This window comes from Bacillus sp. 275 (assembly GCF_001999205.1).
GTDB classification, from domain to species: domain Bacteria; phylum Bacillota; class Bacilli; order Bacillales; family Bacillaceae; genus Bacillus; species Bacillus velezensis.
This window is the reverse complement of the sequence record NZ_CP019626.1, coordinates 3088574-3109812: the sequence shown is the minus strand read 5'-3', so window position 1 is coordinate 3109812 and position 21239 is coordinate 3088574. Positions and strand designations below refer to the sequence as shown.

The 21239-nt window shown below is 46.7% G+C and carries 18 protein-coding genes, 1 pseudogene and 1 other annotated feature; of the genes and pseudogenes, 7 read left to right on the top strand and 12 right to left on the bottom strand.

The window, feature by feature from the left end; genetic code table 11:
- Window positions 1-90: 90 nt before the first annotated feature.
- Genes BZ167_RS15305 through melA form a run of 5 tightly spaced genes read left to right on the top strand, consistent with a single transcriptional unit; the run spans window position 91 to window position 5485 of the window.
- Window positions 91-1116 (top strand): LacI family DNA-binding transcriptional regulator, encoded by a 1026-nt coding sequence (locus BZ167_RS15305; protein WP_077392131.1) that lies wholly within the window; start codon window positions 91-93, stop codon window positions 1114-1116.
- Window positions 1117-1157: 41 nt separating this feature from the next.
- On the top strand, window positions 1158-2435 hold the full coding sequence (locus BZ167_RS15300) for an ABC transporter substrate-binding protein (RefSeq protein ID WP_032868339.1): 1278 nt from the start codon (window positions 1158-1160) through the stop codon (window positions 2433-2435).
- Window positions 2432-3346: a carbohydrate ABC transporter permease gene (locus tag BZ167_RS15295; RefSeq protein ID WP_015240414.1), complete on the top strand. Its 915-nt coding sequence runs from the start codon at window positions 2432-2434 to the stop codon at window positions 3344-3346. Before BZ167_RS15300 ends, BZ167_RS15295 begins: the two co-directional genes overlap by 4 nt.
- Window positions 3343-4164, top strand: coding sequence for a carbohydrate ABC transporter permease (locus BZ167_RS15290; protein WP_007408803.1), 822 nt, complete (start codon window positions 3343-3345; stop codon window positions 4162-4164). The genes BZ167_RS15295 and BZ167_RS15290 overlap by 4 nt, the downstream gene beginning before the upstream one ends.
- 22 nt (window positions 4165-4186) lie before the next feature.
- Complete coding sequence (melA, locus tag BZ167_RS15285; RefSeq protein ID WP_060674854.1) at window positions 4187-5485, top strand: alpha-galactosidase MelA; 1299 nt, start codon at window positions 4187-4189, stop codon at window positions 5483-5485.
- Between the two features lie 36 nt (window positions 5486-5521).
- Here the strand turns inward: melA and BZ167_RS15280 are convergent, their stop codons facing one another.
- The 4 genes from BZ167_RS15280 to BZ167_RS15265 form a co-directional block, all read right to left on the bottom strand.
- On the bottom strand, window positions 5522-6073 hold the full coding sequence (locus BZ167_RS15280) for a GNAT family N-acetyltransferase (RefSeq protein WP_077392130.1): 552 nt from the start codon (window positions 6071-6073) through the stop codon (window positions 5522-5524).
- Window positions 6074-6082: 9 nt separating this feature from the next.
- A complete protein-coding gene (locus BZ167_RS15275; protein WP_003152299.1) occupies window positions 6083-6394 on the bottom strand; it encodes a rhodanese-like domain-containing protein in 312 nt (103 codons plus the stop codon).
- Window positions 6395-6509: 115 nt separating this feature from the next.
- On the bottom strand, window positions 6510-8924 hold the full coding sequence (gene leuS / locus BZ167_RS15270; protein ID WP_022553637.1) for a leucine--tRNA ligase: 2415 nt from the start codon (window positions 8922-8924) through the stop codon (window positions 6510-6512).
- Window positions 8925-9032: 108 nt separating this feature from the next.
- Window positions 9033-9246 (bottom strand) — a binding site (T-box leader).
- 102 nt (window positions 9247-9348) lie between these two features.
- Window positions 9349-9684 carry a DUF4257 domain-containing protein gene (locus BZ167_RS15265; protein ID WP_015418038.1) on the bottom strand — a complete coding sequence of 112 codons (336 nt, stop codon included), beginning with the start codon at window positions 9682-9684 and terminating at the stop codon, window positions 9349-9351.
- A gap of 388 nt (window positions 9685-10072) precedes the next feature.
- Between BZ167_RS15265 and BZ167_RS15260 the strand changes: the two genes are divergently transcribed.
- Window positions 10073-10858: a YtvA family blue-light photoreceptor gene (locus BZ167_RS15260; protein WP_031378730.1), complete on the top strand. Its 786-nt coding sequence runs from the start codon at window positions 10073-10075 to the stop codon at window positions 10856-10858.
- A gap of 41 nt (window positions 10859-10899) precedes the next feature.
- Here the strand turns inward: BZ167_RS15260 and BZ167_RS15255 are convergent, their stop codons facing one another.
- Both BZ167_RS15255 and BZ167_RS15250 read right to left on the bottom strand, forming a co-directional pair.
- Window positions 10900-12084 carry an MDR family MFS transporter gene (locus BZ167_RS15255; protein ID WP_012118236.1) on the bottom strand — a complete coding sequence of 395 codons (1185 nt, stop codon included), beginning with the start codon at window positions 12082-12084 and terminating at the stop codon, window positions 10900-10902.
- Between the two features lie 195 nt (window positions 12085-12279).
- A complete protein-coding gene (locus tag BZ167_RS15250) occupies window positions 12280-12990 on the bottom strand; it encodes a YwaF family protein (protein ID WP_077392129.1) in 711 nt (236 codons plus the stop codon).
- A gap of 196 nt (window positions 12991-13186) precedes the next feature.
- Here BZ167_RS15250 and BZ167_RS15245 point away from each other — a divergent pair, with 196 nt between their 5' ends.
- Entirely contained in the window at window positions 13187-14539 is a 1353-nt protein-coding gene (locus BZ167_RS15245; RefSeq protein WP_060675290.1) for an IS1182 family transposase, read from the top strand.
- Window positions 14540-14679: 140 nt separating this feature from the next.
- On the opposite strand, the gene BZ167_RS15240 is transcribed toward BZ167_RS15245, so the two are convergent.
- The 6 genes and pseudogenes from BZ167_RS15240 to BZ167_RS15215 form a co-directional block, all read right to left on the bottom strand.
- Window positions 14680-16620 carry an FtsX-like permease family protein gene (locus tag BZ167_RS15240; RefSeq protein WP_077392128.1) on the bottom strand — a complete coding sequence of 647 codons (1941 nt, stop codon included), beginning with the start codon at window positions 16618-16620 and terminating at the stop codon, window positions 14680-14682.
- On the bottom strand, window positions 16617-17372 hold the full coding sequence (locus BZ167_RS15235; RefSeq protein ID WP_031378726.1) for an ABC transporter ATP-binding protein: 756 nt from the start codon (window positions 17370-17372) through the stop codon (window positions 16617-16619). The genes BZ167_RS15240 and BZ167_RS15235 overlap by 4 nt, the downstream gene beginning before the upstream one ends.
- 102 nt (window positions 17373-17474) lie before the next feature.
- On the bottom strand, window positions 17475-18479 hold the full coding sequence (locus BZ167_RS15230; RefSeq protein ID WP_077392127.1) for a sensor histidine kinase: 1005 nt from the start codon (window positions 18477-18479) through the stop codon (window positions 17475-17477).
- Window positions 18472-19167, bottom strand: a complete 696-nt coding sequence (locus BZ167_RS15225; protein WP_014418686.1) for a response regulator transcription factor — start codon at window positions 19165-19167, stop codon at window positions 18472-18474. The genes BZ167_RS15230 and BZ167_RS15225 overlap by 8 nt, the downstream gene beginning before the upstream one ends.
- Window positions 19168-19230: 63 nt before the next feature.
- Entirely contained in the window at window positions 19231-20541 is a 1311-nt protein-coding gene (locus BZ167_RS15220; RefSeq protein ID WP_060673731.1) for an ABC transporter permease, read from the bottom strand.
- A pseudogene (locus BZ167_RS15215) lies at window positions 20531-21227 on the bottom strand (ABC transporter ATP-binding protein). Before BZ167_RS15215 ends, BZ167_RS15220 begins: the two are co-directional and overlap by 11 nt.
- Window positions 21228-21239: the final 12 nt, after the last annotated feature.

Below are 21239 nucleotides of genomic sequence, written 5' to 3'. Positions count from 1 at the left end.
TGAAAACGCTTACTCTCGTATGATAATATCATTTTAACAATAACCAGGTCATTTCTGTTTAGTAAATATTTAGTAAAAAGGAGATGCGAAATGGTCCGTCTCAAAGATATTGCCTTACAGGCATCTGTATCCAGCGCGACAGTATCGAGAATTTTGAATAAGGATGACTCTTTGGCTGTGACTGATGAAACAAGAGAAAAAGTTCTGAGGATCGCCGATGAGCTGGGCTATCAGCCGTCGGCAAAAAGACGGAAGAACCGCAGCCGCAGCGATTCAGCGCCCCTGATCGGCGTTGTCAGCTGCCTGTCACCGGAAGAAGAACGGCAGGATCCTTATTTTTCGGCGATCCGAAAAGGCATTGAAGAAGAATGCTTTCGGCAAAAAATTTTTATCACATCTTCTATCCATCTCGGTTCTTTTCAAGAGCATATGTTTCACGAACTGGACGGCGTCATCGTCATCGGCAGCCTGCAAGACGAGGCGCTTACGAATATCAGCGCCGCTTTCAGGCACGCGGTATTTGTTAACGGCACCCCCGATCCCGCCCGCTACGATTCCGTCAGCGTGGATTTTTATGCCGCAGCGCAAAAGGCGATAGAACATCTACTGTCGCTCGGTTACCAGCGGCTCGGTTATATCGGCGGCCGGGAGCGGGAACATACCGTCATAGACGGTGTAAACAGCAATAAAACGATTGAGGATAAGCGTCTGACCGCTTTCTTACAAATGGCCGGCGCCGAGCCGGAGCATGTACTGATCGGCGAATACAGCATGCACGAAGGGTTCCGGCTGATGAATGAAGCCGTCAAAGGCGGAAGTCTCCCCGATGCCTTTTTTATCGCAAGTGATTCGATGGCTGTCGGCGCTTTAAAAGCCTTGCAGGAAGCCGGCCTTCAAGTCCCGCGCGATACGGCGGTTGTCAGCTTCAACGGAATTGATGAGGCAGAATACGCCAGCACGCCGTTATCAACGGTAAAAGTATACACGGAAGAGATGGGCCGGACGGGTGTCAAATTGCTTCTCGACCGTTTAAACGGCAGAACCGTCCCGCTGGCCGTGACGCTCCCCACTTCATTGATTGTCAGACAAAGCTGCGGCTCACAAGAAAGGTGGTGACGTGTCCCGCAGCGTTTATATCATATTTAAAGGAGGAAAAGATGAAACGCTTACTGGCTTTGTTTCTTTCTTTTACTTGCATGATACTTCCCGGCTGCTCGGCAGAACAGAGCGGCGCCGGAGAAAAGCAGAAAACATTGACAGTCTATTCCACCATATCCTCAGACAGCGAACGCGCCGTATTCAGAAAGTTGGCTGATTCATTCCAAAAAGAACATCCGGACATTCAAGTAAACGTTCATTTCCCAGGCAATGACTACGAAAATATGATGAGGGTCAGGATGGCGGCCGGTGATATGCCCGATCTTTTCGACACACACGGCTGGGCCAAAATCCGCTACGGAGAATATACCGCCGACCTCAGCGGCATGTCTTGGACGAAGCGGCTCGATCCGAATTTAAACAGCATGCTCAAAGACGCCAAAGGCAGAATATACGCCTTCCCTCTGAATCAGGCAAAGGACGGACTGGCCTACAATCGTACGTTGTTAGAAAAATACGGAATCAAACCGCCGGAAACAATGGATGATTTTATGAAGGCACTGCGACAGATTAAAGAAAAAAGCGGCGGAACAGTCACCCCCTTCTGGTTTGCCGGCTATGAGAAAAGCTCATTTGCCCAATATTACGATCAATTCGCCGCACCGCTTCTCATCACAGATCCCGCACACCGTTACAAAAAACAACTGTTAAACGGAACCTTCCGCTGGACACACTTCACCTATTTATCTGACAAACTGAAAGAGATGCAAAAGGAAAACCTGCTCAATATAGATGCCGTGACGGCAAAACGGTCCCAGCTCATTGAACTGATGGCGCAAAACAAAATCGCCTTTACGCTGCAGGGCGGCACCCTCGGCCAAGACGTCGCTCAAATCAATCCGAAGGTAAAAGTCGGCATCATACCGACCCCGGCCGTCCATAAGGGAGACGCGCCGGTTTGGATCGGAGGCGAACGTTACACGCTGGCGGCATTCAAGGATTCCCCGCGGCTTGAAGAAGCGAAACAGTTTATCGCATTTATGGCCCGACCCGAGCATGCAAAATCAATTGCCGAAGCGACCTCGCTTCCGGCCGGATTAGTGAATGTGCAAACGGACATTTTCTACGCAAATGACTATAAGCGCTATCAGCATATTAAGGTGCAGCCTTATTTTGACCGCCTTTATTTGCCGAACGGAATGTGGGATGTGATGGGAACAGCCGGGCAGGAGCTGATGGCCGATATCTTAACCCCCGCTGAAATTTCAGCGAAACTCGGCAGGGAATATAAGCGGCTTCGGCTTCAATCTGATTCATGGGGAGCTGAAAAAGAATGAGTGATCTTGCAAAAGAAACCCAAGGATTTCAACATCAAAAGCCGGTAAAACCCGCGTCACTGTGGTGGATGTACGTTCCCGCTCTTGCCACGGTTTTTATTTTCATGATTTTTCCGTTTGTCAAAGGCGCTTTTATCACATTTACAAACTGGAACGGCTTCTCACAGACGTATCAATGGGTGGGGGTTACTCAATATAAAAGGCTTTTTACAGATCCGGACACGTGGCTTGTTGTGAAAAACACTTTGCTTTACGGCATCGGAAGCACTTTTTTTCAGAATATGCTCGGACTTTTATATGCGCTGCTTTTGAATCAGAGCTTAAAAATGAAGGCGCTCACAAGAACGATCGTCTACCTGCCCGTCATTATCAGTCCGCTGATTATGGGATACATTTGGTATTTTATTTTCTCATATGACGGGGGTGCGCTGAATGATGTGCTTGGCGCACTGGGAATCGGTCCTGTCAACGCCTTGGCAAGCCCTGCGGCAAACCCGTGGATTATCGTCATGATTAACACATATCAATACGCAGGCATTGCGATGATTGTATATTTGGCGGGGCTGCAAAGCATTCCGAAAGATTATTACGAAGCCGCAAAAATGGATGGCGCGGGAGGTCTTCAGCCGTTTTTCACCATCACCCTGCCTTTATTGATGCCGGCTGTCACCATCAACATGGTCATCAATATCATCGGCGGGCTGAAGCTGTTTGATGTCATTTTCGCGCTGACCGCAGGCGGGCCGGGCAATTCCTCTCAATCGATGTCAACGTTTATGTATGATTTATATTTTAAACGGCAGGATGCGGGATATGCCGCCGCCCAAGGCGTGTTTATGTCCGTCATTATTCTTGTCATCAGCTTTTCGGCTCTCGTGTATTTCAAGCGAAAGGAGACGGAAATGTCATGAAAACAGCCCGAATGCGGATTTTTACGCTGTTGGCAGCCGTTATCTCGTGCGTTCATATTGTCCCCTTTTATATTTTGCTGACCACGTCATTAAAAGCAAAAGGTGACTACAGTTCAAAATGGTCGCTGCCATCCGCCTTTTCATTTCAGAATTTTCGTGAAGCATGGGAACGTGCCTCTCTCGGGCAATCCTTTCTGAACACGATTATCATTACAGCCGTTTCCGCCGCTTTATTAATTTTCATGGGTTCGCTTGCCGCATACCCGCTCGCAAGAAGAAATACAAAGCTGAACAAAATCGTCTTCGGCCTTTTGATTTCAATCATGATCATCCCGCCTTTGACTTCCATGGTTCCTTTATACAAGATGGTCGCTGATGCGGGGCTGATCAATACGCATGCCGCAGCCATTCTCATTAATACGGCTGCATATATGCCGCTGACCGTTTTCTTATATTCGGGGTTTATCCGCTCTTCCATTCCGAAAGAGCTTGAGGAAGCCGCCAGGATGGACGGCGCGGGATTGATCAGGACTTTTTATACAATCGTGTTTCCTTTGTTGAAACCGATTACCGCAACGGTCTGCATAATTTCCTGCGTGTTTATCTGGAACGATTACCAATTTGCGATTTTCTTTTTACAAGATCAAAAGGTGCAGACATTGACCGTGGCCATGGCGGGATTCTTCGGCGAAAACGCGAACAATCTTCACTTAGTCGCCGCAGCCGCGATCATGGCGATGCTGCCGATGGTCGTATTGTTTTTGGCGCTTCAAAAATATTTTATCTCAGGGCTGTCCTCCGGGGCGGTCAAAGGCTGAGAAGAAAAGGGAGGAATTTCTGTTGAAGAAAATTACGTTTATCGGAGCGGGGAGCACGATTTTCGCCAAAAATGTACTGGGGGACTGCTTACTGACTGAAGCATTAAACGGGTTTGAATTCGCGCTTTATGATATTGACGCTGTACGGCTGAAAGAATCCCAGCTCATGCTGGAAAACATGAGAGACCGCTACAATACGAGTATATCCATCATCTCCTACGATGACCGAAAACAGGCGCTTACACACGCCGGCTATGTGATAAATGCCATTCAGGTCGGAGGTTATAAACCCGCGACGGTCATTGACTTTGACATCCCGAAGCGGTACGGTCTCCGCCAGACGATTGCCGATACCGTCGGAATAGGCGGTATTTTCCGTTCCCTTCGCACCATCCCCGTTTTATTTGACATCGCAAAAGACATGGAAGAGGTCTGCCCGGATGCGTGGCTGTTAAATTATACAAATCCGATGGCCTCTCTGACCGGAGCGATGCTCAGACATACAAATGTCAAAACGGTCGGCCTGTGCCACAGCGTCCAGGTATGTACCAAAGATCTGTTTGACTCACTCGGCATGGATCACGAAGGGACGGAAGAACGCATTGCCGGCATCAACCATATGGCTTGGCTTTTGGAGATTAAAAAAGACGGAATTGATTTATATCCGGAAATTAAAAGACGGGCACGCGAAAAACAAAAGACGAAACATAAGGACATGGTGCGGTTTGAGCTGATGGATAAATTCGGCTGCTACGTAACGGAATCATCTGAGCATAATGCCGAATATCACCCGTATTTTATAAAAAGCCGGTATCCTGGGCTGATAGATGAACTCCAAATTCCGCTTGATGAATATCCGAGGAGATGCGCGGAACAAATCAACAATTGGGAAACGATGAGAGACAGCATCATCAACAACCAAAACCTGACGCATGAACGCTCAAAAGAATACGGTTCGAGAATTATTGAAGCGATGGAGACGGGCAAACCGTTCACATTCGGCGGCAATGTGCTGAATACCGGGTTGATACCGAATCTGCCGGCGAAAGCGGTCGTTGAAGTGCCTTGCACAGCCGTCAAAAACCACATTATGCCGTGCTATTCCGGCGAACTTCCCGAGCAGCTCGCGGCGCTCAACAGAACAAACATTAACACACAGCTTTTAACCATCGAAGCGGCCGTTACATTAAAAAAGGAAGCTGTATATCAGGCGGCCATGCTTGATCCGCATACGAGCGCCGAGCTTTCCATGAATGACATCATCTCTTTGTGCGATGACTTATTTGAAGCGCACAAAGACCGGCTTCCGGCTTATCACTGATCATTCGCGTTCCGGTCCTGGGCGGGCCGGACGCTTTTATATGTTCAGTACCAGTTTGACCGTCTGTAAAGTGTGTCCTTTAAAGTCTTCTTCAAATTCACATACCCATTGAAACCCTTTCGCTTGATAAAAGGATAAGGCAATGCGGTTCTCTTTTTCTGCATGGACATAAAGCTTTTTTACCCCGCCGGACTGCCTGATGCATTCTTTAAGGAGTGCCGTGCCTATCCCGTTTCCCTGGCAATCCGGGTCAATATAGATGGCGGTCAGCTCCGCATTTCCGTCTTTTTGAACCGGGGTGGTATTTGCAAAACCGAGCACTCGCCCCTCTTCTTCTGCCACAAAGAACAGAGAATGCAAGAGCCGGCGTTCCATCATCTCATCCTGATAGGCGGATTCGAGAAACTGATCTTGAATGTGTCTGGGAATAATCCCTTCATACGTATGATGCCAGCTGCGTTCTGCGACTTGCCGGACCTGTTTGATATCGTTTGTTTTCATCGCGCGGATCATCGGTTTCACCTGATTCGCCTCCCGTTTTTTTATAAAAAAAGAAGAAAAAGACGCACATCCCTTTTCTTCTTTCACTTCAAAGCGTTATTTCTTCGGCTTTGTTTCGCCTTCCCACTCCAGCATGCCGCCTTCAACATTAACCGTACGGAAGCCCTGCTCATGTAAATACATACAAACGTTCATGCTTCTTTTTCCGGAACGGCAGATAAATACATATTCCTTGTCCTTGTCTAACGCATCCATCTTCTCAGGGATGTCCCCCATGCGGATGTGAACGGCCTCCGGAATCATTCCTTCGGCAACTTCTTCGTCTTCTCTGACATCAATCAGATACAGCTCTTCTCCCGCTTTTAATTTTTCTTCCAGTGCGGCTGTGCTGATTTCATTTATTTTCAATGTGTGACACTCCCATTCATCTTTATGGTGTTAAGTATACCAAAGCCCGCGGTGCAATTTCTATCATAGAGGCTGATAAAAAAGCCCCTCTCTGTAGGAGAGGGGCTTCGCCCGGTCAGTTTGCCACGATATTGACAAGCTTGCCCGGTACGGCAATGATTTTTCGGATCGTTTTTCCTTCAAGCTGCTCTTTTACTTTTTCGTCAGCTTGTGCGAGCTGTTCTAACGCTGCTTTATCAGCATCAGCCGGAACCATTAATTTCGCTTTTACTTTTCCGTTCAGCTGGACGACGATTTCCACTTCATCGTCCACCAGTTTTGATTCGTCATAAGCAGGCCAAGCCTCGTATGCAATCGAACCTTCGTGGCCGAGTTTTTCCCACAGCTCTTCCGCCAAATGCGGCGCAATAGGAGAAAGCAGCTTCACAAAACCTTCGATATATTCTCTCGGCAGTTCATTCGCTTTGTAAGCTTCATTAATGAAGACCATCAGCTGAGAAATGCCCGTGTTAAAACGAAGGGCTTCGAAGTTTTCTGTCACTTTCATGACCGTTTCATGATAGACGCGTTCAAGAGTTTCGCCTGCGCCTTCTGTCACTTTGCCCGTCAGCTCGCCGTTTTCCTCGATAAACAAACGCCATACGCGGTCAAGGAAGCGGCGCGCTCCGTCAAGACCTGATTCAGACCAGGCGATAGATGCATCAAGCGGCCCCATAAACATTTCGTACAGGCGGAGCGTATCTGCCCCGTGAGACGCCACAATTTCATCCGGATTGACGACGTTTCCGCGGGATTTACTCATTTTTTCATTGTTTTCCCCGAGAATCATTCCTTGGTTATACAGCTTTTGGAACGGTTCTTTCGTCGGCACGACACCGATATCGTAGAGAAATTTATGCCAGAAACGCGCGTACAGAAGGTGAAGCACGGCATGCTCCGCTCCTCCAATGTAAATATCAACGGGCAGCCATTTATCCAGTTTCTCAGGTGAAGCGAGCTGATCCGGATTTTTCGGGTCGATAAAGCGGAGGAAATACCAGCAGCTTCCCGCCCATTGCGGCATCGTGTTCGTTTCTCTTCTGCCTTTTTTGCCCGTTTCAGGATCAGTGACTTCCACCCACTCTTTAATGTTGGCAAGCGGTGATTCACCTGTTCCGCTCGGTTTGATCTCATCGGTTTTCGGCAGAATCAGCGGCAGCTCTTCCGCCGGAACGGCTGTTGACGTGCCGTCTTCCCAATGAATGACCGGAATCGGCTCGCCCCAATAGCGCTGGCGGCTGAACAGCCAATCACGCAGACGGTATGTCACTTTTTTCTCACCGTTTTTCGTTTCTTCAAGCCAGGCGATCATTTTTTCAATCGCTTCCGCTTTATTCAGTCCGTTCAGAAAGCCGGAATTGACATGCTCTCCGTCTCCCGTGTACGCTTCTTCTTCCGTGTTTCCGCCTTTTACGACTTCTTTGACAGGCAGGCTGAACACTTTGGCGAATTCAAAATCACGTTCGTCATGCGCCGGCACGGCCATTACAGCGCCCGTTCCGTAAGAGGCGAGGACATAATCCGCTATCCAGATCGGCAGCTTTTCCCCGTTTGCAGGGTTTACGGCATATGCGCCCGTGAAGACGCCCGTTTTTGTTTTCGCAAGATCCGTCCGTTCCAGGTCACTTTTCGCCTGAACTTCTTTAACATAAGCATCTACCGCTTCTTTTTGTTCAGGCGTCGTGATGGCCTCCACAAGCTCATGCTCAGGAGCCAGTACGGCATAAGCCGCGCCGAACAGCGTGTCCGGTCTTGTCGTAAACACGGTAAACGTGTCATCAGTGCCGTCGATCGCGAAATGCACGTTTGCGCCTTCTGAGCGTCCGATCCAGTTGCGCTGCATGTCTTTAATGCTTTCCGGCCAGTCAAGTTCTTCTAAATCTTCAAGAAGCCTGTCCGCATAAGCGGTGATTTTCAGCATCCATTGTCTCATCGGGCGGCGTTCAACCGGATGGCCGCCCCGCTCGCTTTTGCCGTCAATGACTTCTTCGTTCGCAAGCACCGTTCCGAGCGCCGGGCACCAGTTGACCGGCACTTCGTCTACGTAAGCGAGCCCTTTTTCGTACAGCTTGGTGAAGATCCACTGCGTCCACTTGTAATAGTCCGGATCAGTCGTATTGATTTCACGATCCCAATCATATGAAAATCCGAGCGATTGAATCTGGCGGCGGAAATTATCGATATTTTGTTTTGTGAACTCAGCCGGATCATTCCCCGTGTCAAGCGCGTATTGCTCGGCAGGAAGCCCGAACGCGTCCCATCCCATCGGATGAAGCACATTGTATCCTTGCATGCGTCTCATGCGCGAAAGGATATCGGTTGCCGTATAGCCTTCCGGATGTCCGACATGAAGGCCGGCTCCTGAAGGATACGGGAACATGTCAAGCGCGTAAAACTTCGGCTTGTCATTCTCTTCACTGACGGCGAACGTTTTATGATCCAACCAGTAATTCTGCCATTTCTTTTCTATTTTTTCATGCTGAAAACTCAACGTAAAAACCTCCTTCTGATTGAATACGGCGTATGTAGTCCAAGTATTGACGGGATGAGAAAGATTATATTCAGATTATTCTAAAACTAAAAAAACTCCCTCATCCCAAAAAGGGACGAGAGATTTTTATTTCCCGCGGTACCACCCTCGTTAGCGCGGTTTTGAGCCGCACTCACTTGATACTTTTAACGCAGTTATGCGTCAGCGGTTTTGCCGCTGCAACTCTGAGGCGAGTTCGGAAACAGACTTGATTGACTTGCACCGGCCGTCAACTCTCTGATTGCAAAATCTGCTTCTTACTGCTCCTCTTCACTGTTCTTATCGCTACCGTAATCTTACCTGTATTTTATAGAATTCTGTTCATAAGTGCAAGCAGGTTTGTATACAATGGGAATGTACCCGGAACGGGTCATGAGCGGGGATATTATTTTGATGGAGGATTTTTTTGCTGGTGTGGTTTTGCTTCGGCCGAATCACTGTTTTGTTCTCTGACAAAATCAAAGCTCCTGAGAACAGCTTCTCCGCCGTAGCCTGCGATTATGGATAAGATGACGAGTTGAATTCCTGAATCGGGGTCAGCGGATAAGACAAGTAAGATGGAAGCAGCCATTCCGATAAAACCATCTTCCAAAAAACCGAGATAGATAAACCGCTTTGTCATTCTGGGTTTCTCCAGCCTGCCTCTCTTTTTCACATGACCGAGAACCCCCATGATTCCTCCAATTACACAAGCAATTATTACCTGATGCAGCATCTTCATCACCTTCCTAAAGCCCTTATTTAGTAAAGCGACTTCAGGCCATCCAGCCCCCTTACGAATACGATGATATTCGATATCTACATACCGGCGATTGAGCAGGAAAGTAAAAAGCTTGTTTCTTCCATTATATGTGAACACATGATCGGTAAGCTTGATGCATTAGATTCATTTTTCACCCAGTGACAATGACCTAGTCACTTACTTAGCGATGATGTGCCTTCCCCTTATATATTCAGTGTATATGAGGACAAGCCCGAATGACAAATTGCAAACTTCGGCTGCTTGAATCAGAACATATGTTATGCTACGGTTACTGTAGATTCATTTAAAAAGGGGAGAAACAATGGCTGAAAAAGCGCGCAGCTTTACGGCCAAAAGGGGGTTTTACATGGCTGACTCAAATGTATCCGGAAAACTGGAGCAGCTGGAGCTTATCAAAAAGGCGCTTGATCACGCACGCATCGGCGTGGTGATTACAGACCCCTCTCTTGAGGACAATCCCATCATATATACAAATCAGGGATTTATGGATATGACAGGCTACTCTTCCGAAGAGATATTAGGTAAGAACTGCAGATTTCTGCAAAGCAAAGAAACCGACCGTCAACAAGTCGCGAAAATCAGAAAGAGCTTAACCCAGAAAGAAAAGATCACGGTGCGGCTGAAAAACGTCAAAAAAGACGGCACCCCATTTTGGAATGAACTCAACATTGATCCTCTTTATGTTGAAGACAAGCTCTATTTTGTCGGTTTTCAAAAAGACATTACAGAGCAGAAAGAATACGAAAAGCTCCTTGAGGATTCCCTCACAGAAATCACGACGCTGTCAACTCCGGTTGTTCCGATCCGAAACGGCATCTCCGCTTTGCCGTTAGTGGGAAACTTAACGGAAGAACGATTTGATTCAATTGTGACAACTTTGACGGACATATTAACCGCATCTAAAGATGATTACTTAATTATAGACTTATCAGGTCTGGCCGAGGTAAACGAACAGACCGCAGACCGGATTTTCAAATTGCACCACCTGCTTAAATTAATCGGCACGGAATTGATTATCACCGGTATCAAGCCTACCCTCGCCATGAGAATGAATCAGCTTGATGCCAGCTTTTCTTCATTAAAGACGTATTTAAACGTTAAGGACGCCGTCAACGTGCTTCCGGTCGTATAAACAAAAAAATCCCGCCGAAACAGCGGGATTTTTTTATGTCGTCATCGTACTTGGACGTTTTGTTTATTAACGGTTTTCAGGCGTTTGTCGTACAGCACCGTCGCTGCGATGCTGACAACAAGAAGCACCATCAGGATCAACAGCAGCACGCTCATTCCGTACTGATCAACCAGCACGCCGCCAAGGAGCGGCCCGATCATTCTGCCGCCCGTCGCCGCACTGTTGACGAATCCTTGGTAAAACCCTTCTTTCCCCTTAGGCGCAAGCTGATTGGCAATGGTAGGCACGGCAGGCCAGACAAGCATTTCTCCGACGGTTAAAATCACCATTGCGGTGAGGTACATCGGAAATTGCTTGGCGCTGAGAAGCACGCCGAACGAGACGATAAAAATACAAAAGCCGATGACCATCTGCGTTTTTAACGCACCGGACCATTTTTTCAGAACAGCTCCCATGAGAGGCTGTCCGGCGACAATTAATATTCCGTTTACGGTCCAGAGCACACTGTATAATGAAAGCGGCATACCGATGCTTTGAGTATGTGACGCAACGGTTGTGGACCACTGCGAATAGGCGATCCACCCGAGAACATACCCGCCGCTCAATATGAGAAGCGCCGTAAATTTCGTTCTGCTGCTGACAGGCTCGTAGTCCAGAACAGAAACCTGGCTCGCATTTTGGGTTTTGATATTTCGAAACCCGAAAAATACGATAAGGAAAAACAGCACATACAGCATAGCATTGGCTAAAAACACGTACGTAAACGAGTACGCCGCAACCATCCCGCCGAGTGCCGAGCCCACGGCGACACCTGCGTTCTGAGCTACATAAATCGCATTAAAAGCTCTCCGCCCGCCTTCTTTCCATACCGCTCCCGCCATGGCGTAACTGGCCGGGAACACGATACCGGAACCGAAGCCGACAATGATGAGCAGCCAAATATAAACGGGCCATTGATGAAACAGAACGAGTCCGAGAAGACTTGCCAATGTGATCATAATGCCCAGCATAATGGATTTGAATCCGCCGATTTTATCAAACAAAAATCCGCCGCATAAATTCCCCGCCACACTGGCACCGGAATTCAGCATCAGAACAATCCCCGCAACAGTCAGCGATTTCCCTAAATGATTATGAATATAGATCGTATTCAGCGGCCACAAAAAAGATGCGCCCGTCACATTGATAAACATTCCGATGATTAATATCTTCAAAGCGCGCGGCATACCGATCCCCCTCTCTCTATAAAAAACCCCATGAAAAAACGGAAACCGCAAGCCGCGGCTCCGTATCGAACACGTTATCATAGCACATTCATTCTATCGCCGCGGACATCTTTTTTCAACATCAGAATCTGAAAAAAATAATGCCGGAATGTTGAAAAAATTACAAATGATTGGATTCACAAAAACAGGCCGGCCTCATGCTCTTTTCCTCAGCAGCCAAAACGGAATATACAGAATGAAAAAGCTCAATATCACCGCCGCTTCCATTGATAGAAGATACCACGGCCAAGGTCCGAAAACATTCAGAAGCGAAGCGGTCTTCGGTTTTTTCATTAGGTATAAGTAATTTGCATTCAGCACACGATCAATAAAAAAGACACACGCCCCGTACAGATTTACGATCAGCACCGATACCCACAGCCCGCGTGCCGACGGTCTGTACCTTTCTGAAGCGGCCATGAATAGGCAGGTAAGAAAAACACAGCCGTGGGAGACGAAAAACACGATGTACCGAAAATGCGGGAAAGAATACGCCCCTAAATCAGGTGTTGCCATCGCCTGTACGGCGCTGCCCAAACCGGCAAAATAGAGGAAGGCGAACAGTTTTTTGCTTTTTGTCATGACCATCAGCATTGCCAAATAGACGGAAAGGTCGCTCAGCTGCAGCGGCAGAGCTGTTTTCAGCGACCAGGCATGATGACAAAGCAGCCATATATGATAGCTGATCTGCGACACGGCAAGGAGAATGAATAGTACATAGCGGATCATGCGACTCTGGTTGAGCTGTTTCCGGAATATGATCACGCACACCCCAAGCAATCCGATGATCAACAGCGTGAAAATGTGTTCCCTGGAAAATAGATGAAAGGCCCCTGTTTCAGATTTCAATTGAAAATACTTCTGCATAAGGCTCCCCCGCGCGAAAAAATGACGTATGTCTATTCTTTTTAAAATCGCTTTCTTCTATTCATACAAAAAAAGCCTCCGCTTATGCGGAGGCTCAGGCTGTCGAGAAAATCTCGACAGCCTTTGTTTTTTCTTAAAATATCCATTCTCCTGTAATAAAATAAAAGAAAGATTTCAAAAGGACGGTGTCTTTCTCATGTTCCACACAAGAAATTCTTCTCAAAACACAGCCGAATTTGTTCTGCTTGACCAACTCGTCGAAAAGGATCACCTGCTTCGAAAAATTGATCAGTACATAAACTTTTCTTTCATCATTGAAAAGGTCAAACCTTACTACAGCGAAAATAAAGGCCGCCCCTCACTTGATCCGCTGATTTTATTCAAAATGATGTTTATCGGATACCTCTACGGTATCCGTTCAGAAAGACAGCTGGAAAAAGAAATTTACTACAATATGGGGTACAGATGGTTTCTGGGATTAAACATCAATGATCCGGTTCCGCATCACTCCACCATCAGCTGGAACAGACGCACTCGCTTCAAAAATACAACCATCTTCCAAGACATTTTTGATGAGATCGTTCTTCAGGCCATCAATCATGATATGGTGGGCGGGCGTGTCTTATTCACTGATTCCACTCACCTAAAAGCCAATGCCAACAAGCACAAATACACAAGAAAAACGATTGAACAAGATACACAAAACTATATCAGGGATTTAAATGAAGCCATTCAAGAGGATCGGGAGGAACACGGAAAAAAGCCGTTAAAAGTCAAAGAGGAGGTGAAAGCTGAAAAAGAAATCCGACACAGCACAACCGACCCGGAAAGTGGATATCTGTATCGTGAAAATAAACCGGAGGGTTTCTTTTACTTAGATCACAGAACAACGGATATGAAATATAACATTATTACCGATGCCTATGTAACTCCGGGCAATGTCCATGATTCTATGCCTTATCTTGATCGATTAGATCACCAAATCGCCCGATTTGATTTTCAAGTAGAAGCCGTCGCTCTTGATTCCGGTTATTTAACAACTCCCATCTGTAAAGGCCTATTTGATCGCCGTATCTTTGGTGTCATCGCACATAGACGTTATCACCCTGTCAGGGGCTTGTTTCCAAAATGGAAATTTCATTATGACAGTGAACAAGACAGGTACATTTGTCCGAATCAGCAAACACTTACGTACTCAACAACTGACCGCAAAGGCTACCGGTCATATAAGTCAAATTCTGAAACATGTTCCTTATGCCCGCTGCTTGAGAAATGCACAAAATCAAAGAATCGTCAGAAAGTCATCACCCGGCATGTATGGGAAGACCACAAAGAAAAGGTCAGACAAAATCGCTTGTCTGTTTCAGGGAAAACCCTCTACAAAAAAAGAAAAGAAAAAATAGAGCGAAGCTTTGCAGATTCAAAACAGCTGCATGGGCTTCGCTATTGCAGGTTGAGGGGAAAACAAAATGTGAGCGAACAAGTTCTCCTCACAGCCGCATGTCAAAACATGAAGAAGATTGCCACATACCTAGCCAAGCAGGGCTAGGTATGCGGGAGCTCTTTTTCGGTTTCTAGAAACAGGTGAATTGGGTATGAAAATGCATAAAAAACAAAAAAGCTTGTAGAAAAAACATGGTTTTCTCTACAAGCTGAGCCTCCGCTTATGCGGAGGCTCCTCAACTTGTTTTACAAGGCGGATTGAATGACCTTTTTATAGTATAGCACCGACAGCATGCCGAAGATGGAGTACAGCAGCGTATACAGCGCCATGACGATGATCATCGGCGTCCACACTTCCGTTCCGAATAAAAACCATCCTGACTGAACGGCAAAATAGCTGTGGAACAGCCCGAGAACGAGCGGAATGCCGAAATGATACGCCTGCTTCCGGCGGATGCCTTTCAGCAGATCTCCCGTTGTGAAGCCGAGCTTCCGCAATATCGTATAATCAGCCTTCTCATCCTCACACTCGCCCATTTGTTTAAAATAAAGGATACAGCCTGAGGTAATCAGAAAGGTTAATCCTAAAAACCCGACAATAAACATGACCAGCCCCATGTTTTTCTTTTGCGTGTCAGCCGTTTCAAATTGTGAAAGCGCACCGTCTGAATAGTGCTGCGCCTGAAACAGACCATCAGCTTTTTGGATGTCCTCTTCACGTTTGAGTGTAATGCCGAAAAAACGATTTGATTTTCCCTGAATGGACGGGTCGATATCTTTCTCGATCCGGTCGAATACCTGCTGCGTGACGATAACGGTCGGCAGCCCTCCGCTTGTAAATGTATATGACAGAAGGAAGTCGTTCTTCAAGCCCTTATACGCCAGCGGTATTTTATCCGTTTTGCCGTTTATATCAATGGAACCTGACGTTTTCAGGTCGAGAAATCTTTTCATCATATCATTATATCCGGTAAACACGGCTTCTCCGTCAGAAAGCTCCGTCCCTTCTGCGTCTTTCTCGCTTATAATCGGCAGCGCCAAGCTGGACGGGTCTTGTTGAAAGCTTTTCATGTCGCCGTTTATGATGTTCTTCATATTGACACCGGCTTGAATGGTCTTGATTGTTTTCACTTTGTGTTCAATTCCGTTTTTCTTCAATAAAGCGGTAAATGAGTCAGTCTCCTTTTGGTTATCAAACGCAAAGTCCGCGGCCGTATTTTGCTCAGCCGATTTTTCCGCGGAATAGTACGAGATATAGCTTAAAGACAGCAAACCGATTGCCAGCGCCGAAAGAGTCGTAATAATCGTCAGCAGGACGGCGTTTGACTTCATCCGGAACATGATGGATGACAAAGACAGCACTTCACTGACATTCAGATACCCGCCTTTTGATTTTCGGACGAGATTTGCCAGAAAGCTGACCGAACCTTTATAAAACAGATAGGTTCCGATAATGACCGAGCCGAGAATAAACACCATGGCCGAAAACAGTTCATTCATGCTTGTAAAACTGCCTCCGAATAAATCCGCGGACACGGCATAGCCGGCGATAATGGCCGCAATACCGACAACACCGATCGACATCTGCACCCAAGAAAGCCGTCTTATGCCGCTTTCTGACGATGACGCGGTTTTAAATAAAGACAAAATGCTTTGCCGTTTAATAAATAAGTAATTCATCATCATAATCAGCACGTAAATCGCCCCGAACACAATTAACGTCTGAACGAGCGCCTTGTTTGAAAAAAACAGTGAGACAGAGGCTTTCACACCGACTGTATGAAACAGCATCATCATACATAATTTCGAGAGAGAAAAGCCGGCAAAAATACCGATCCAAATCGATCCGAAATACAAAATGAAATTTTCTGTGCTGAGTATGCGGAAAATGTGCATTTTCGTCATGCCGATTAATCGGAATAAGCCGATTTCCCGGCCGCGCCGTTTAATAAAAATAGTGTTGGCGTACAAAAGAAATACCGACACGATCGCCACAAGCAGTACAGAGGCTGCCCGGATTGCCGCCGCTCCTTTTATGGAGCTTTTCATTTCATCAAGCGCCGGATCGTATTGCATCGTGACAAACGCGAAATAAAGGGCGGCGCTGAACACCAGCGCAAAAACGTAAAGGTAATAGTTTTTCAAATTCTTTTTCAGGTTCTGGAAGATCAAATGATGAATACTCATGCCTGAACCCCGCCCAATACACTTTGCGTTTTCATAATATCCTGAAAAAAGTCCGGTCTGTCCTGGCCGCCTTTATTCAGCTGTGTATACACACGGCCGTCTTTAATGAAAATCACACGTCCGGAATAGCTGGCGGCAACCGGATCATGCGTCACCATCACAATGGTGGCGCGGCGTTTTTGATTCAGACGGCTGAGTTTATTCAGTAAATCCATGGCAGCCTTTGAATCGAGCGCTCCGGTCGGCTCATCAGCAAAAATAATGCCCGGTTCGTGAATAACAGCTCTTGCGGCAGACGTCCGCTGTTTTTGCCCGCCGGAAATTTCACTCGGATACTTATGTCGCAAATCATAGATCCCAAGCTCCTCTGCCGTCTCGGCAAATCGCAGGTCCGCCTCTTTCTTAGACATTTTCGTAATGGATAACGGCAGGAGTATGTTTTCTTTCACGGTCAGGGTGTCCAATAAATTATAATCCTGAAAAATAAAGCCGAGATGCCGTTTTCTGAATTCGGCAAGCTGCTTTTCTTTCATGGATGTAATCTCCGTCTCATTCAGTTTAATGGTGCCCGCGCTCACTTTATCAATGGAGGAAAGCACATTCAAAAGGGTCGTTTTCCCTGATCCCGACGGGCCCATAATGCTGACGAATTCCCCTTTGTGAATCTGAAGATCAATTCCTTTCAGCACTTCTTGTTTATTCAGCTTGTTTCCGTAGCTTTTTTGGATATTGCCTGCTTCTAAAATCATCACGTTCTGATTCTCCTTTTACATTGGTTATCTTTATTTTAAAAACAGAAGCCGTTTTTTTCGTTTGATTAAGCGAACAAAAGAGAAAAGCATGTGACACTTTTGTCACACGCTGAACATGCTGACGGCATCGTTCTGTTTCGGAAACACCAAGGTAAAAACCGTGCCGCTTTCCGGCTCAGAGCGCACGCTGATCTGGATAAGAAGCGGAGCCGCGGCTTTTCGAGCCAAATACAGGCCCATCCCCGTTGACGCGTGATCACGTCTCATTCGCGTCGAGGTAAATCCCTTTTCAAAAATGCGCGGAAGATCTTTGGGCTCGATGCCGATGCCGCGGTCTTCGATATCCACATGCACCCGGCCGTTTTGTTCATAGCTTTTTACGGTAATGTCATCCGCCTCACTGTATTTGACGGCATTGCTTAACAGCTGCCTGATGATGAAGGAAAGCCATTTTCCGTCACTGTGAACGTCTGGTGAATCAAGCTGAATGTCAAACCCGATCCCTTTTTGTATACACCATGATTGCAGATTTTTAATTTCTTTGAAAACGAGCGGCCTGAGCTGAATTCGCTGGAATGATAAATCATTTTCAATAAAGGACAATCGTTTCTGATGAAGCTGCTGGTCCAGAAGATGGTGAATCCGCAGCCATTCATACAGCAAAGGGGCTTTCAGCGGCTGTTCATCAAGGCGCTCAATCATGAGATGCATCGCTGTCATCGGTGTTTTGACCTCGTGAATCCATGACATCAGATCGTCCTTTTCATGCTCTGACGCCGCCTGAAGATCAAGTGAGCTTTTTCTTAACTGCTCTGTCTGCCCTTCAATGCTTTCTTCAACGATAGACTCAAACGGACTGTCAGGCGCTTTAAGGTAAGACATGTCTAAATTGGCGTCCCACTCTCTTAAGCTTTTATAATAGGCGGTCTCTTTACGATAGCGGAACAAGAGAAATACAAGAAACACAAGAAGAGACAGGTAAACGAAATACAGCACCGAAAAAAACGGAATAGACGGATCAATATATGCCGCAAAAAGGAGCACAGCCTGCTGCAAAAGAAACATCGCGATCCAGCTCTTTCTTTCGAGCAGAAATGATTTAATCATAAAGACCGTCTTCTTCCTTTGCGATGTATCCCTGCCCCACCTTGGTTTCAATCATTTTCCCGATGCCTAATTGATCGAGTTTTTTCCGCAGCCGGTTGACATTCACCGTCAGCGTATTATCACTGACGAAACGCTCATCATTCCATAGGCTTCTGATGAGTTCTTCCCTGCTGACGATTTTATTTTTCTGCTCAGCCAGCAGTTTTAAGATCAGCATTTCGTTTTTGGTCAGCTCGACCGAACCGTTTTTACGGCTGACCGTGTTGGTTTCTGTGTCAATGACCGCCCCGCACCATCTTTTCATCAGCGCCGGTTCTGTGCCGTATTGATGCACACGGCGGAACACCGCCTGTATTTTCGCGATTAACACATCAAAGTGAAAAGGCTTCTGAATAAAATCATCTGCCCCGAGCTGCATCGACATGACCATATCCGCGGGATGATCGCGCGAGGACAAAAAGAGAATCGGCACGTTTGATTGGGAGCGTATCATTCTGCACCAATGAAAGCCGTCAAATTTCGGCAGCTGTACATCAATGATCACCAAATCAGGCTTAATTTCGGAAAACTCCCGGATGACCCGGCTGAAATCTTTTATTCCGTGCACCGCAAATGACCAGCCCGTTAATCTCTCTTTCATCTCATGAAACAAAGTGTTATCATCTTCTATTAACAAAATGTGAAACATGGTATCCGCCCTTTTCTGATAGATAGAGGAAAAACCGGCTGATGTCCAGCCGGCTTTTTTCCTTTACAGTTCTCTTCTTAATGCAGTCAGAACGTTGGTTTTTGTCGCTTTGCGGGCCGGATTCATACCGGAAATTACCGCGACCCCCGCACAAATGACAACTGCAATCACAACGAGGCTGAGCGGGATATAGGAGAAGGTATAATGAAGATCTTCGGCTCCGGTGTTTCCCCCTACCGCTTTCAAAATAACCGGCACAGCCAGATTGACGGCAAAACTCACTCCGTAAGAAATGATAATCCCGATGACAGAACCTAATATCCCGATATAGGCGCTTTCCATCAGGAACATTCTGCGGATGATGGACGGGCTTGCGCCGATCGCTTTCATAATCCCGATTTCCTGCGTTCGTTCCGTCACCGCCATCGTCATCGTATTGAAAATACCGATGGCAGAAATCACGACGGCGATAAAGCCGACAAAGATCAGGCCGATTTTAAAGACGAGGAAAAAGGTGTTGACGCCCTTCAGCTCGGTTGTGACAGATCTGACATAAAAGCCGTCATCCGTGAGGTCATGGGTAAGCTGATCGACATGATCGAATTTGTCTGCATACACATTGATGCTTTTTTCCGCATTTCCATTCTTCAGATCCAAGAATGTTGAGAAGTCCTTCTTGAATTGATCACTCACAAAAATATTTGTATCCTCCATCCAATCTTGGGACGGTTTTTTTGTAATTCCGACTACTTTGAAGTCGTACGTTTTCGTTTTTTCAACGTCTCCGTCTTTGTTTGTTTTGGAGATGCTCAGCTGTATCGTTTTATTAAGCAGGTCTTTCGTATAGCCTTTTGGTTTTTTCACATCCGACATGTCGCCTTGGTGATCATTTAACTCTTTGTCGTAAGCGTCAGCCTCTTTTTTCGTCAATAGGTTCTTCGCAAAATCATAGCCGACCACGATTTCATTCTCTGTGCGGGCGACTCTTCCCCGATCAAGCTCCATATTGGCTTTGACTTCATCGTTCATGTTTGTCAGCACAATGGCTGAATCTTCATTTGTTCGGTTTCCCAACGACGCTTTGTTCGGTTCATACACTTGTGTTCTTTCAACGACAGATTTGACATTTTTATACTTTTCCAAGTCTGACTTCTTCACGGCTTTTCCGTTCTCTTGGCCGAGCACATTGATTTCCGTAACAATCTGCTGGCTCATGGTTATGTCTGTAATCGTTTTTTGGATGCCGAATCCGACGGAAGCCAGCACCACTAAAAACGCGCACGCCATTGTCGTCGCCAGCACCGTCATGAAAACACGCAGCCGGTTTTTCTTCATATTTCTTCTGATAAAGTGAATCTGATCCTTAAATCTCAACAGTAACGCCCCCCTTTTAATACACCGTCATGCAGCTGGAATTTTGAATGCGCGATCGAAGCGACTTCATCGTCATGCGTAATGATGACAAATGTAATCCCGCGCTCCCGGTTCAGCTGCTGAATTAATGCAAGCACCTCAAGTTCCGTTTCTGAATCAAGGCTTCCCGTCGGCTCATCAGCTAAAATAATCGACGGATTTAAAATCAGGGCTCTTGCGATACTGACACGCTGCTGCTGGCCGCCTGACAGCTCATTCGGATAATGATTCGCATGATTCTCAAGTCCGACCCGTTTCAGCATGTCCGCGACTTTCTGCTTGCGTTCAGACGGTTTGACGCCTTTTAAGGCAAGCGGCATTTCAACATTTTCATAGGTTGTCAGACTCGGAATGAGCTGAAAGCTTTGAAAAATAAAGCCGAAATGCCCGAGGCGGAACTGCGCCCACTCTTTTTCACTGAAGCCCGTCACATCAGTGCCGTTAATGACGATACGGCCCTTCGTCGGCGCTATGTATCCGGATATTAAATTCAGAAGCGTTGATTTTCCGGAACCGCTCCGCCCGACGATACAGGCAATTTCCCCTTTTTCAACGGTCAAAGAGACATCCTTCAGCACCGGAACCTCACTCTCTCTGCCTTTCCTGCCGATTTTAAATGAATGATCAATATGCTGTACTTCTATCACGTACACCACTCC

Excerpts from the sequence above, each read along its gene's own strand:
- BZ167_RS15305 (WP_077392131.1), top strand. The coding sequence starts at position 91 with ATGGTCCGTCTCAAAGATATTGCCTTACAGGCATCTGTATCCAGCGCG.
- BZ167_RS15300 (WP_032868339.1), top strand. The coding sequence starts at position 1,158 with ATGAAACGCTTACTGGCTTTGTTTCTTTCTTTTACTTGCATGATACTT.
- BZ167_RS15295 (WP_015240414.1), top strand. The coding sequence starts at position 2,432 with ATGAGTGATCTTGCAAAAGAAACCCAAGGATTTCAACATCAAAAGCCG.
- BZ167_RS15290 (WP_007408803.1), top strand. The coding sequence starts at position 3,343 with ATGAAAACAGCCCGAATGCGGATTTTTACGCTGTTGGCAGCCGTTATC.
- BZ167_RS15265 (WP_015418038.1), bottom strand. The coding sequence starts at position 9,684 with ATGAAGATGCTGCATCAGGTAATAATTGCTTGTGTAATTGGAGGAATC.
- BZ167_RS15260 (WP_031378730.1), top strand. The coding sequence starts at position 10,073 with ATGGCTGACTCAAATGTATCCGGAAAACTGGAGCAGCTGGAGCTTATC.
- BZ167_RS15255 (WP_012118236.1), bottom strand. The coding sequence starts at position 12,084 with ATGCCGCGCGCTTTGAAGATATTAATCATCGGAATGTTTATCAATGTG.
- BZ167_RS15250 (WP_077392129.1), bottom strand. The coding sequence starts at position 12,990 with ATGCAGAAGTATTTTCAATTGAAATCTGAAACAGGGGCCTTTCATCTA.
- BZ167_RS15245 (WP_060675290.1), top strand. The coding sequence starts at position 13,187 with ATGTTCCACACAAGAAATTCTTCTCAAAACACAGCCGAATTTGTTCTG.
- BZ167_RS15240 (WP_077392128.1), bottom strand. The coding sequence starts at position 16,620 with ATGAGTATTCATCATTTGATCTTCCAGAACCTGAAAAAGAATTTGAAA.
- BZ167_RS15230 (WP_077392127.1), bottom strand. The coding sequence starts at position 18,479 with ATGATTAAATCATTTCTGCTCGAAAGAAAGAGCTGGATCGCGATGTTT.
- BZ167_RS15225 (WP_014418686.1), bottom strand. The coding sequence starts at position 19,167 with ATGTTTCACATTTTGTTAATAGAAGATGATAACACTTTGTTTCATGAG.